General features: G+C 32.1%; 12 protein-coding genes and 1 tRNA gene. 5 read left to right on the top strand and 8 right to left on the bottom strand.

What is annotated here, in order from left to right:
* Positions 1-30 precede the first annotated feature (30 nt).
* Positions 31-543 carry a peptidase gene (locus BUA03_RS02145; RefSeq protein WP_066075954.1) on the bottom strand — a complete coding sequence of 171 codons (513 nt, stop codon included), beginning with the start codon at positions 541-543 and terminating at the stop codon, positions 31-33.
* A gap of 213 nt (positions 544-756) precedes the next feature.
* On the opposite strand from BUA03_RS02145, the gene tatA reads away from it, so the two are divergent.
* Positions 757-930: a twin-arginine translocase TatA/TatE family subunit gene (gene tatA / locus BUA03_RS02140; RefSeq protein ID WP_066075957.1), complete on the top strand. Its 174-nt coding sequence runs from the start codon at positions 757-759 to the stop codon at positions 928-930.
* Positions 931-1,130: 200 nt separating this feature from the next.
* Here the strand turns inward: tatA and BUA03_RS16345 are convergent, their stop codons facing one another.
* From BUA03_RS16345 to BUA03_RS02125, 3 genes are all read right to left on the bottom strand, one after another.
* Positions 1,131-1,346, bottom strand: a complete 216-nt coding sequence (locus tag BUA03_RS16345; protein WP_082854258.1) for a DUF5615 family PIN-like protein — start codon at positions 1,344-1,346, stop codon at positions 1,131-1,133.
* A complete protein-coding gene (locus tag BUA03_RS02130) occupies positions 1,343-1,546 on the bottom strand; it encodes a DUF433 domain-containing protein (RefSeq protein WP_066075960.1) in 204 nt (67 codons plus the stop codon). Before BUA03_RS02130 ends, BUA03_RS16345 begins: the two co-directional genes overlap by 4 nt.
* Positions 1,547-1,621: 75 nt before the next feature.
* Positions 1,622-3,745, bottom strand: a complete 2,124-nt coding sequence (locus BUA03_RS02125; protein WP_066076062.1) for a Tex family protein — start codon at positions 3,743-3,745, stop codon at positions 1,622-1,624.
* 203 nt (positions 3,746-3,948) lie between these two features.
* Between BUA03_RS02125 and BUA03_RS02120 the strand changes: the two genes are divergently transcribed.
* A complete protein-coding gene (locus BUA03_RS02120; protein ID WP_066075963.1) occupies positions 3,949-4,533 on the top strand; it encodes a hypothetical protein in 585 nt (194 codons plus the stop codon).
* A 122-nt stretch (positions 4,534-4,655) separates the two neighbouring features.
* Here the strand turns inward: BUA03_RS02120 and rpiB are convergent, their stop codons facing one another.
* Together rpiB and BUA03_RS02105 are read right to left on the bottom strand one after the other, a co-directional pair.
* Positions 4,656-5,084 carry a ribose 5-phosphate isomerase B gene (gene rpiB / locus BUA03_RS02115; protein WP_066075966.1) on the bottom strand — a complete coding sequence of 143 codons (429 nt, stop codon included), beginning with the start codon at positions 5,082-5,084 and terminating at the stop codon, positions 4,656-4,658.
* 742 nt (positions 5,085-5,826) lie between these two features.
* Positions 5,827-6,060 carry a hypothetical protein gene (locus BUA03_RS02105; protein WP_066075972.1) on the bottom strand — a complete coding sequence of 78 codons (234 nt, stop codon included), beginning with the start codon at positions 6,058-6,060 and terminating at the stop codon, positions 5,827-5,829.
* Positions 6,061-6,178: 118 nt separating this feature from the next.
* On the opposite strand from BUA03_RS02105, the gene rnr reads away from it, so the two are divergent.
* The 3 genes from rnr to BUA03_RS02090 are packed head-to-tail and all read left to right on the top strand — an operon-like array spanning position 6,179 to position 9,761.
* A complete protein-coding gene (gene rnr / locus BUA03_RS02100) occupies positions 6,179-8,368 on the top strand; it encodes a ribonuclease R (protein ID WP_066075975.1) in 2,190 nt (729 codons plus the stop codon).
* Positions 8,369-8,373: 5 nt separating this feature from the next.
* A complete protein-coding gene (locus tag BUA03_RS02095; RefSeq protein WP_066075978.1) occupies positions 8,374-9,042 on the top strand; it encodes a head GIN domain-containing protein in 669 nt (222 codons plus the stop codon).
* Between the two features lie 41 nt (positions 9,043-9,083).
* Complete coding sequence (locus BUA03_RS02090; RefSeq protein WP_066075981.1) at positions 9,084-9,761, top strand: LysE family translocator; 678 nt, start codon at positions 9,084-9,086, stop codon at positions 9,759-9,761.
* A gap of 1,853 nt (positions 9,762-11,614) precedes the next feature.
* Here the strand turns inward: BUA03_RS02090 and BUA03_RS02085 are convergent.
* Together BUA03_RS02085 and folB are read right to left on the bottom strand one after the other, a co-directional pair.
* Positions 11,615-11,685: transfer RNA gene (locus tag BUA03_RS02085), tRNA-Cys, on the bottom strand.
* An 83-nt stretch (positions 11,686-11,768) separates the two neighbouring features.
* Entirely contained in the window at positions 11,769-12,128 is a 360-nt protein-coding gene (gene folB, locus BUA03_RS02080) for a dihydroneopterin aldolase (protein ID WP_066078942.1), read from the bottom strand.
* Positions 12,129-12,220: the final 92 nt, after the last annotated feature.

Below are 12,220 nucleotides of genomic sequence, written 5' to 3'. Positions count from 1 at the left end.
TTTTTATTCTTTAAAAATGAAAAGATACGTTTATTTCGGGTTTTCGCTCCCTCTTTTAGCGGCGTTTGAGACTGCATTTTTATCTTCCTCCGCTACTTGTTTTCGCAACTCCATTTCTTGCTTTGAAGCAGATAAATTAACCTGCGGTACCACTTCATCAGCTGCCGAAAGTATAGAATCTTTATTGAATTTTGCATATTCTAATTCACCGGTTAACACTTTCTGAATTGATTGAATATAAGCTTCATTGCGCTGCAGGGCTTTGGACAAAGAATCTGACTTTAAAGCGAGTTCCAGTGCATCTCTCTTTAATTTTGACGACGAATAGCCTGGTATAAATTCTCGTAACGGGGTAAAAGCTATGATAAATGTAGTGACAATTGTAATGATTATGGCTCCTAAAGTCGCTACCACAAAAACATTCATTAAGGTAAGTTTTAACGAAAAAGTTTCTTCGAAAGTATCCTCGTTTAGAATTATTAAACGCCTTTTATTGAATAGGTTTTCCTTAATTACTTTGCGTTTTTGTCTTTTCTTGGACATCTAATTTGATTATTGAACAAATATAACAATTATTGTCATTGCTTGTATTCCCTATTATTGCCGTCACTGTTCTTAACGTAAATTTATTTTTAGCAAATTTTTAACGCTTTTGAAACCAAATAAATGCATTAAAATGAGTTCCCGTTAACTAATTCTATATACCTTTGCTTCTAGTTTTAGTACAAATTTGCTTCGGCAATAAATTATTCTATCATGGGAAGATTAGGTGTTACAGAAATCCTTGTTATATTAGCGATTGTTTTATTACTTTTTGGTGGTAAAAAAATCCCGGAATTGATGAAAGGTTTAGGAAGCGGAATCAAAGAATTCAAAAACGCTGCTAAAGACGGCCAGCCAGCTGATAAAAAAGAAGAAGAAACGAAATAAAAAAAAGGCTTTTCAATTATGAAAAGCCTTTTTTTATGGTTTAAATTCTCATTAGTTGAGAACTTTATTATTAATCTAATTGGAATAAATTTCGAAAATGTAGTTTTCATCAGAATTAATAAATTTGATTATTTTGTCTCTATTTTCCAGAATCAAATCGACTAATTTTTTAGTATCTAAATTATAGGTTTTAAGATAAATTAGCTTAGTGGTGCTTTTCTTAAAAGTACAATTTTATCGAAATCGTCGTCTTTACTGATGATTGTAAATCCATTTTTCTTAGCATAATCCCAAATCGAAATATCATCTGCAGGTTGTTTAATTTTTAATTCTGCTGCGTGAATAACTTCTGAGAAAATTGGGGTGAGCTGTTTTATCATTCGCCAAGACAAATTTTTATCTAATAATAACTTCACGATGCAAAAGCAATTGTAGTTATCTTATCTCGATAAGCTGTAAATGAAAGTGTGGCAATAATTTTTTCTTTATCCAAGGCTCGAAAATCTGAAATGATTTCTTCCATCGACATTCCTGCTGCTAAATAAGATAACACATCCAAAACGGTAATTCTGGTGCCAGAAACACAAGGTTTTCCACTTCTGATTTCTGGATTCATGCTGATATATTTTTGTCAATCTACCATAATTAATTTTTTTGCTATCCGAATTTAATCAATTTTTTTGATTCCTCATTAAATAACCATCGTCAGCTGAATTCGCTTTCGATCCTCATCCACTTCAGTCACTTTTACCTGAACGTGTTGGTGCAGTTTCACTACTTCATTTACATCACTGACAAAACCTGCTTTGAGTTGCGAAATGTGAACTAAGCCGCTTTCTTTCACGCCTACATCCACGAAACAACCAAAATTGGTAATATTATTTACAATTCCTGGTAAAATCATTCCGGTTTTTATATCTTTTATGGTTTTTACAGTGGGATCAAATTCAAATACTTTCGCTGATTTTCTGGGGTCTAGTCCCGGTTTTTCAAGTTCTTTGATAATGTCTTTCAATCCTAATAAACCAATTTGGGGTGTACTATAATTTTCTAGATTTATTATAGCCGTTTTTTCTGTATTGGCAATCAGATCATGCACCGTCAATTTCAAATCTTTTGCCATTTTTTCCACAATTCCGTACGCTTCCGGATGAACTGCTGAATTATCTAAGGGATTTTTTGCATTCGAAATTCGAATAAAAGCTACGCCTTGTTGATAGGCTTTCTCGCCTAAACGCGGTACTTTTTTGAGTTGCTTTCTGTCCGTAAAAGGACCATTTTCTGAACGGTATTGCACAATATTTGCAGCAAGCTTCTCTCCTATTCCACTTACATAGCTCAATAAATGTTTACTTGCCGTGTTAATGTTGATTCCTACCGAATTCACACAGCGAATAACGGTATTATCGAGTTCCTCTTTTAATTTATTTTGATCCACATCATGCTGATATTGGCCTACACCGATGGCTTTTGGATCAATTTTAACCAATTCAGCTAAAGGATCAGACAATCGGCGTCCGATAGAAATCGAGCCTCGTACCGTTACATCGTAATTTGGAAATTCCTCACGTGCAATTTTAGAAGCCGAATAAACGGATGCTCCCGCTTCACTCACAATGAAAACCTGAACCGGCTTATCGAAAGCAATTTTCTTGATAAAGAATTCGGTTTCTCGCGAAGCGGTTCCATTTCCTATCGAAATCGCATCTATTTTATACGAATTGACCATCGAACGGATTTTTTTCATCGCCATAGCTTCCTCTTTTTGAGGCGCATGTGGGTAAATCGTTTCATTGTACAATAAATCCCCTTTTTCGTCCAGACAAACAATTTTACAACCGCTTCTAAACCCGGGATCAATCGCTAGAATTCGTTTTTCTCCCAGTGGTGGCGCCAGTAATAATTGGCTTAAATTATTAGCAAAAACCTGAATGGAATTGGCATCTGCCTTAACCTTCGCTTCATGCAAAGTCTCATTTGAAATAGCAGGATTTAATAGGCGTTTAAAACTATCTTCAATAGCAAGTTGCAACTGAGAGGTAGAACTACTTTGTTTTTTCAAAACTAATTCATCAATTAAATCATAGGCTTCGTCAGTATCTACCTCAATTTTAATTTTAACAAAGCCTTCATTTTCAGCGCGAAGCATTGCTAATAATCGATGGGAAGGCGTTTTGCTCAGAGGTTCTGACCAATCAAAATATTGATTGAATTTTTGGGCCGTTTCATCGTCTTTTTTTGTTTTAACCACCTTAGTGCTAATGCTCGCTTTTCTTTGATACAAGCGTCGCAATTGTTTTCGAACAAAGATGTTTTCATTAATCCATTCGGCAATGATAGCTCTAGCACCTTGTAAGGCTTCCTCTTCATTATTAATATTTTCATTCAAATAGTTCGTCGAAATAAAATCGATATCCTCATTATTTTGTGCCATTATGATTTTGGCTAATGGTTCTAATCCATTTTCTCGAGCAACATCAGCTTTGGTTTTTTTCTTTTTTTTGAAAGGCAGATAAAAATCTTCCAGTTCTTGTAAGTCGAAACTTTGTTGAATCTTTTTTTCTAGTTCAGGACTACCTGCTTTTTGTTCCTGAATTGATTTTAAAATGGCTTCTTTGCGTTTTACTATAATTTCATATTCCTTTTGAAGTTTGGCAATTTGCTCAATTTGTACTTCATCAAGATTGCCAGTTGTATCTTTACGATAGCGCGAAATAAATGGAATGGTGCAATCGTCTTGTAATAATTGCACGGTATTTTGAATGTTAATTGCAAGTGTTGCAACCTGTTGTTTGATAAAAATGATGTTTGTCATGATGCTGACCATTTAGGCGGATATTGATTTATTATTTACACAAAAATACATCGTTTTTTATCTAATTTTTAAGGTTGTTAAAATAAAATTGAATTTTCATGTTGTGGAATCCAAATTTTTTATTAATTTTATAAGTCCTTGATTTACAGATATTAAAACCTACTAACACTAAAAAGTAAGTACTAAATTAATACCTCACAGATATGGAAACTACAACTACTATTAAAAAAGTTTTGCTGATTTTATTGGCTTTAACTTTATTGTCCTTTGAATTGCCTTCTGGCTGGTTTAAATCTGGAAGCGAGCCAAACAGCTATGACATGAGGATTGAAAAAGGTGCAGGTTATGACGGGAAAAATGCGGCTACAATCAAATCCATCGCACCTACCGTTTCGGGTTTTGGTACTCTTATGCAAAGTTTTATAGCTGAAAAATACTTGGGAAAAAGAATCCGCCTTTCAGGTTATGTTAAAACAAAAGAGATTGCTGGAAAAGCTTGTTTTTGGTTGCGAGTGGAGAAAGCCAATTCGCAAAAAATACTGGCATTTGATAATATGAATAAACGACCTATAACCGGAACGAATGATTGGAAAAAATATGAAATTGTGTTGGATGTTCCTGTAGGGGCGTCAAGAATTTCGTATGGTGCTTTAGTGAAAGGCACCGGACAGATTTGGTTTGACAATTTAAGCTTCGAAATAGTAGATAACAGTGTGGCGACCACTGGGAAAAAAATTGAAAAAGCAGAAAAAGTTATCGAACCTTCTAATTTAAATTTTGATGAATAGGCGCTATGGTTTATTAACCCAAAGCCATTTTAACCAAAAAATTCCAATCTTGAACACGTTTTTTTCAAGATTGGAATTTGCTCTTTATCAGTGTTAAAGTACAACATTTGCAAAGGATAATACTAACAGGAAATTTTATCCACTCGGTTCTGGTGTCTTCCCCCTTCAAATTCAGTATTCAAGAAAGCTTCCACCATCTCAACAGCTTGTGGAATGGAAGTAAATCGAGCAGGAACACTAATAATATTTGCATCATTATGTTGACGTGCCAAAACGGCAATTTCTTTCGTCCAGCATAAAGCAGCTCTCACTTTTAGATGTTTATTCACGGTCATTGCAATTCCATTTCCGCTTCCGCAAATGACAATTCCAAAATCAGCTTTTCCCTCAGAGACATCAGTAGCCACTGGATGTCCAAAATCAGGGTAATCTACACTATCAGTGGCATCTGTTCCATAATTAGTTACTTCATGTCCTTTGGATTGAAGCATCTCAACAATTGCTTTTTTGTAATCTGGGCCTGCGTGATCATTTCCTATTGCTATTTTCATAATATTTGTATTTAGTTGTGCGCTGCAAATTTAAATAAAGTAATCTAGTATAAGGAAATTAAATTTCGCTTCTTTGATAGATTTTTATATTTTCTATAGGTATTAAATATAAAAGAAGTTACCAACGCTATAACTAACAGACCATGATACCATTAGCAGTTATCAACAATTGAGTTATCTGTATAAATAGCTGTAAATCAATATAAAGTACCTACTTTAAATGTTAAAAATTTAAATTGTTAATAGCGAAATCTAATTGCTTGATATTCAGTTCACTTTAAGTTAACATAAAATGTTGATAAGTTCGGATAGAATTTTAGAAGTTTTTTTGGGTAGTTGAATAAAAATAAGTAATCCAAAACCTGTTTTTTAAAACCTAATTTAGTTTGATAAAATTTTAGAATAGTTATTAATAGTTTAGAGTAGGTTGTTAACAAAAAACACGGAGTCAAGTTATTTACAAAACCACTTGTTTTGATGTTATCAACCATTGTTAATTAAAATATAAAAACCCTTATAAACGAATGCTTTATCTTTAAATAAGTATGTTGATAACTCACAACAACCTCTTTTAAGTTGATTTCAACACATTTTTAAAATATTTTATTGCCACTATTAACAAGCTATAATAACAACCAAAAAATAATTTAAATTTAATTTTTCTTTTTGTTTATATTAATATATGTTGACAACTTTCAAAAAATAAATCTATTTAAAATATAATTTTAGAGGAACTCTTTCCTCAAACAATCTTCAATTTATTATTTAGGTTGTCTAGTAATTCCTGAACTTTTTCAAAATCATTGAAATGAATTTTAAGTTTGATTCCACCATAAGCAAAACTGGCAAAAGGATCTATGGAAACTAAAGTTTCATTTTCAAAAAAATAATTTATTTGCTCTTGTTCCAATAAATGTTTAAGAACAACAATTTCATGCGAATAATTAAAGATTGCAACTGTTTTAAAGTCTTCCATTTTGATACTTTTTATAAAGATACGATTATTCTTTAAAGTTATATTTTCTTTAAAACTGTGAACTCTTTACGGATAACAGTTTAGTATTTTGTAATTTTAGACTTTTAAGAACAGATTTATGAGTAAAAGATTAAGAAAGCCGGTAAAAAAAGGGAAAGACTTCTCTGAAAAAATAGTAAAAATATTATCGCAAAGTGCTAATAAAGCATTCAATTATAAACAAATAGGAGCAAAGCTGGAGCTCGATGATACAGAGAGCAGAAACCAAATTATAAAAGATTTGAAGATTCTGGCGTCGCAAAACAAAATTATAGAATCAGAACCTGGGAAATATTTAATTAAAGCAATCAGCAAAGATTATTACGAAGGTAAAATTGACATGACCGGTCGTAAAACAGCCTATTTTGTATGTCCTGATTTAGATGATGATGTTTTTATTCCGACCAATAATTTGAATCATGCTTTGGACAAAGATAGTGTCAAAGTGTATGTTTATAACAAAAGAAGTGGTAAAAAACCTGAAGGTGAAGTCATTGAAGTAATTGAAAGACACAAAACAGATTTTGTTGGTGTAATTGACATCCAAGCTAATTTTGCTTTTGTTTCTACTGCAAATCCAAAAATGTATACTGATATTTTTATTCCAAAGGATAAAATAGGCGAGGCATCGCAAGGAGATGTAGTTTTAGTGCATATCGAAGATTGGCCCGCGCGAGCGGATAGTCCTTTTGGCTCTGTAATTAAAGTTCTAGGGAAACCAGGAGAACATGATACAGAGATTCATGCTATTCTAGCTGAATACGGTTTGCCTTCAGAATTTCCTATCGAAGTAGAAACATTTGCACAAAAGATAGATACCTCGATAGAAGAAAGTGAAATTGCCAAACGTCGCGACATGCGAGATACATTGACTTTTACTATTGATCCAAAAGATGCTAAGGATTTTGATGATGCACTTTCATTCAAAAAATTAGAAAATGGAAATTATGAAATAGGTATTCACATTGCCGATGTTTCGTATTATCTTCAAGAAGGAACAATCTTGGATGATGAAGCCTATCAAAGAGCAACATCGGTGTATTTAGTGGATAGAGTAGTGCCAATGTTACCAGAAGTATTATCAAATTTTGCATGTTCTTTACGTCCAAAGGAAGAAAAATATACGTTCTCGGCTATCTTCGAAATTACTGAAACCGCTCAAGTAATCAATCAATGGTTTGGAAGAACAGTAATTTATTCCGATCAGCGTTTTGCTTACGAGGAAGCGCAGTACATCATAGAAACTAAAGACGATGTGATTCCGGAAGAAATTTCGATTACAGGAAGTTCTTATCAAGTTTCAGCAGCAATTGTTGCTGCGACGCTAAAAATGGATGAATTAGCCAAAATTATGAGAAAAAGAAGAATGGCTGATGGTGCCATCTCTTTTGATAAAGTAGAAGTAAAATTTAATTTAGATGAAGCGGGTGAACCTCAAGGGGTTTATTTTAAAGTTTCAAAAGATGCCAATCATTTGATTGAAGAATTCATGCTTTTGGCAAATAAAAAAGTAGCAGAATTCATTGGAAAACAAAAGAAAACCTTTATTTATAGAATTCATGATGAGCCAAATGAGGATAAACTTTTTGCGATGCAAGCTGTTATTGCTAAGTTTGGACATAAAATTGATTTTAAACAAGGTTCTATTTCACAAGCTTTGAATAAATTAATGGAAGATGTAAATGGTAAAAAAGAGCAGAATCTAATTGATACACTGGCTATTAGAAGTATGAGTAAAGCCAAATATTCTACAGATAACATAGGACATTACGGCTTGGCTTTTGAATATTATTCTCATTTTACTTCGCCAATTCGTCGTTATCCTGATGTAATGGTGCATCGATTGTTACAATATTATCTCGATGGCGGAAAATCTGCTGATGAAGAAACCTATGAAACCAAGTGCTTACATTCCTCAACAATGGAAGGTTTAGCCACTAATGCGGAACGAGATTCTATCAAATACATGCAGGTAAAATACATGCAAGATCATCAGGATCAGGAATTTTTAGGCGTGATTTCTGGTGTAACCGAATGGGGAATTTATGTGGAAATTATCGAGAATAAATGTGAAGGAATGTGCAGAATACGCGATATTAAAGATGATTATTACACGTTTGATGAAAAGCAATATGCATTAACTGGCGCAACTTCTGGTAAGTTATTGCAATTAGGAGATGAAATTTACGTTAAAGTAAAAAATGCCGATTTAGTTAAAAAACAATTGGATTTTAATTTTTTAAGAAGAATTGAAGAACCATTAAAATAAATAAAATGAGAAATTTAGTGATTATTGCTTTTGTATTTTTAAGTCAAATAATACAGGCACAAGTAACTAGAAACTTAGGGGATTTTGATGAAGTTAAAGTATTTGATAAAATCAATGTCAAATTAGTTCCTGCATCTGAAAATAAAATTGTGGTTACAGGAGCACGAGCCAATGAGGTCGAAACGGTTAATAAAAATGGAGAATTAAAAATTAGAATGCCCTTTCCACAATTATTATCTGGTGAGGATATCACCGTAAAATTGTATTTTAAGAACCTGGAAAGTATTGCGGTTAGTGAAGGAAGTTATGTTTCAAGTGAAACTGATTTTAAACAAACAAGCTTGGATTTGAATGCAAAATCTGGAGGAGAAATTATGTTGGATATAAATGTTGATAAAGTAAATGTGAAGGCCAATGCTGGTGGAATCATTACTTTATCAGGAAAAGCGATAAATCAAGATGTTGTTATTACTTCCGGTGGAATTTTAAATGCAAAGGATTTACAGACTTCTCAGACCTCTATAAGCGTTGCTGCAGGAGGAAAATCAGAAATACAGGCAAGTACATTGGTAGATGCAAAAGTAAAGGCAGGAGGTTCTATTTTTATCTACGGTAAACCCAAACAAATTAACAAAGAAGTTTTTATTGGTGGTACGATTTTAGAAAAAAATTAGTACTTTGGTTTGGATTTTAGAGCAATAAATTTAAATTTTTAATGATAAACGACATTTTAGCTGGCATTCCTTGGGGAATTTTCTTAAGTTTTATGATTGGTCCTGTTTTTTTTATTTTACTGGAAACAAGTATTATAAAAGGATTTAGAGCTGCTTTAGTTTTTGATTTAGGAGTTATTTTAGGGGATATTGTTTTCATTGGAATTGCTTATTTAGGAAGTTATAGACTGATTCAAAGTTTAAAGGACCAGCCAGCTCTCTTCATTTTTGGAGGTGTTTTAATGCTAGTTTATGGTATAATTTCTTTTATAAAATTAAAAAAGGAAGAGAAAGTTAATACAGATAGTATCGACAAGGAAATAGTAAAAAAAAACTACCTAAGCCTATTTATAAAGGGTTTTCTACTGAATATCATTAATATTGGGGTTCTTGGTTTTTGGTTGGCAATTATTATTTCTGTAGGTCCAAAACTCGAAATGCAAACCTCTAGAATGGTCACTTTTTTTATATCGGTAATTTTTTCCTATCTGTTTGTTGATTGTGTAAAAATACTTTTGGCGAAGCAGTTAAAAACAAAACTTACACCTGTAAACATTTTAAAAATTAAAAAAGGAATTAGTGTGGTAATGATGGTTTTTGGTATCGTTTTAATCACGCAAGGGTGGTTTCCTCAAGAAAAAGAAATGGTTAAAAAAGCATTTGATAAAATAGATAAGTAATAGATTTTAGTTACTGAATAATAGAAATGGTCTTGACTCTAAAGCAATTAGAATCAAGGCTTTTTTATTTAAACTAGGTAGCGCTGCGGCAATATAATCGAAAATTTAGTTCGTACAGTGTTTGAGATCTTTAACATATAAGTGTTATAAGTTTTAATTGCTAACGTAGTAATTAGATACTATTTATAAAACCATTAAGAACGTGCGTTTCATTAAGGCTTAAGACTTGATTTATCTTAATTTCTCAATCGTTCATAATAGAAAATTATGCGATTTTATTAAAAATTACACAGGCAAAACCTCCAAATTGTTTCGAAGATTTAGAGGTATTTTGCGAATCTTCGGGACGGATTTTAACCATAACTTTATTTAATTTTTAGTAAAAATTAGGCCTAAAAAAAAACCTCCAAATTGCTTTGAATGATTAAGAATATTGGCCGTATTCGAACTGTAACTTTATTTGATTTTTCTTAAAAATTAGGCCTAAAAAAAAACCTCCAAATTGCTTTGAATGATTAAGAATATTGGCCGTATTCGAACTGTAACTTTATTTGATTTTTCTTAAAAATTTGGACAAAAAAAATCCTCCAAATTGCTTTGAAGGTTTTAGAGGCATCGTCCGGATTCGAACCATAACTTTATTTAATTTTTCTTAAAAATTAGGCACAAAAAAAACCTCCAAATTGCTTTGAAGGTTTTAGAGGCATTTCCCGAAGCTTGTGGACGGATTCGAACCATAACTTTATTTAATTTTTCTTAAAAATTAGACCTAAAAAAAAACCTTCAAATTGCTTTGAAGGATTAAGAATATTGGCCGGATTCGAACCATAACTTTATTTAATTTTTCTTAAAAATTTGGACTAAAAAAATCCTCCAAATTGCTTTAAAGGATTAAGAATATTGGCCGGATTCGAACCATAACTTTATTTAATTTTTCTTAAAAATTAGGCATAAAAAAAACCTTCAAATTGCTTTGAAGGTTTTAGAGGCATCGTCCGGAAGCTTCGGGACGTATTCTAACCATTGCTTTATTTAATTTTTCTTAAAAATTAGGCATAAAAAAAACCTCCAAATTGCTTTGAATGATTAAGAATATTGGCCGGATTCGAACCATAACTTTATTTAATTTTTCTTAAAAATTAGGCATAAAAAAAACCTTCAAATTGCTTTAAAGGATTAAGAATATTGGCCGGATTCGAACCATAACTTTATTTAATTTTTCTTAAAAATTAGTCACAAAAAAAAACCTTTAAATTGCTTTAAAGGATTAAGAATATTGGCCGGATTCGAACCATAACTTTATTTAATTTTTCTTAAAAATTAGACCTAAAAAAAAATCTCCAAATTGCTTTGAAGGTTTTAGAGGCATTTCCCGAAGCTTGTGGTCGGATTCGAACCATTGCTTTATTTAATTTTTCTTAAAAATTAGGCATAAAAAAAACCTCCAAATTCTTTTGAAGATTTAGAGGCATCTCCTGAAGCTTCGTGACGAATATGAACCATAACTTTATTTAATTTTTCTTAAAAATTAGACCTAAAAAAAAACCTCCAAATTGTTTTGAAGATTTAAAGGTATTTCCCGAAGCTTCGGGACGGATTCGAACCATAACTTTATTTAATTTTTCTTAAAAATTAGGCATAAAAAAAACCTTCAAATTGCTTTAAAGGATTAAGAATATTGGCCGGATTCGAACCATAACTTTATTTAATTTTTCTTAAAAATTAGGGATAAAAAAACCTCCAAATTGCTTTGAAGGATTAAGAATATTGGCCGGATTCGAACCATAACTTTATTTAATTTTTCTTAAAAATTAGGCACAAAAAAAACCTCCAAATTGCTTTGAAGGTTTTAGAGGCATCGTCCGGATTCGAACCGGAGTAGGAGCTTTTGCAGAGCCCAGCCTAGCCACTCGGCCACGACGCCATCGTTGGATGGACGGCAAAAGTACTCAAAAAGTTTAGAGTTTTAAAGATTAAAGATTAAAAATTTTAAAAAAAATTTTTAATCTAACTTCTATACTCCTCCATTTCTATAGTAACTGCTTCAACATCACCACCAATAGGTGGGTTCAGTTTAGAAACTGCTACAATAATTCTGGAAATTTCAGGAATTTCTTCAAAAATCCGAGTCACAATTCGGTGTCCCACATGTTCTAACAAATCAGAACGAATGGCCATTTCTTCTACAACAATGGTATTTAAAAGTACATAATCTACTGTATCTTTTAAATCGTCCGAAAGGCTGGATTTTCTCAGATCGGTCTTAACTTCTAAATTTACGGTGTAATCAGAACCAATTTTACCTTCTTCAATTAAACAACCGTGGTAGGAGTAGGTTCTGATATTTTTAAGTTTTATAATGCCCATTTTTTTATTGTTTTAGTGAGAGTAATCATTTTCTGAATGCAGTTCTAAAGAAAACTGAAAACTGTAAACTGAAAACTGTAAACTTTTTTATC

Source organism: Flavobacterium fryxellicola, assembly GCF_900143245.1.
Lineage (GTDB): Bacteria > Bacteroidota > Bacteroidia > Flavobacteriales > Flavobacteriaceae > Flavobacterium > Flavobacterium fryxellicola.
This window is presented reverse-complemented; position numbering and strand designations above follow the sequence as displayed.

Bases quoted from the DNA above. Each gene is read 5' to 3' on its own strand.
- BUA03_RS02145 (WP_066075954.1), bottom strand. From the start codon at position 543: ATGTCCAAGAAAAGACAAAAACGCAAAGTAATTAAGGAAAACCTATTC.
- tatA (WP_066075957.1), top strand. From the start codon at position 757: ATGGGAAGATTAGGTGTTACAGAAATCCTTGTTATATTAGCGATTGTT.
- BUA03_RS02130 (WP_066075960.1), bottom strand. From the start codon at position 1,546: ATGAATCCAGAAATCAGAAGTGGAAAACCTTGTGTTTCTGGCACCAGA.
- BUA03_RS02125 (WP_066076062.1), bottom strand. From the start codon at position 3,745: ATGACAAACATCATTTTTATCAAACAACAGGTTGCAACACTTGCAATT.
- BUA03_RS02120 (WP_066075963.1), top strand. From the start codon at position 3,949: ATGGAAACTACAACTACTATTAAAAAAGTTTTGCTGATTTTATTGGCT.
- rpiB (WP_066075966.1), bottom strand. From the start codon at position 5,084: ATGAAAATAGCAATAGGAAATGATCACGCAGGCCCAGATTACAAAAAA.
- BUA03_RS02105 (WP_066075972.1), bottom strand. From the start codon at position 6,060: ATGGAAGACTTTAAAACAGTTGCAATCTTTAATTATTCGCATGAAATT.
- rnr (WP_066075975.1), top strand. From the start codon at position 6,179: ATGAGTAAAAGATTAAGAAAGCCGGTAAAAAAAGGGAAAGACTTCTCT.
- BUA03_RS02095 (WP_066075978.1), top strand. From the start codon at position 8,374: ATGAGAAATTTAGTGATTATTGCTTTTGTATTTTTAAGTCAAATAATA.
- BUA03_RS02090 (WP_066075981.1), top strand. From the start codon at position 9,084: ATGATAAACGACATTTTAGCTGGCATTCCTTGGGGAATTTTCTTAAGT.
- folB (WP_066078942.1), bottom strand. From the start codon at position 12,128: ATGGGCATTATAAAACTTAAAAATATCAGAACCTACTCCTACCACGGT.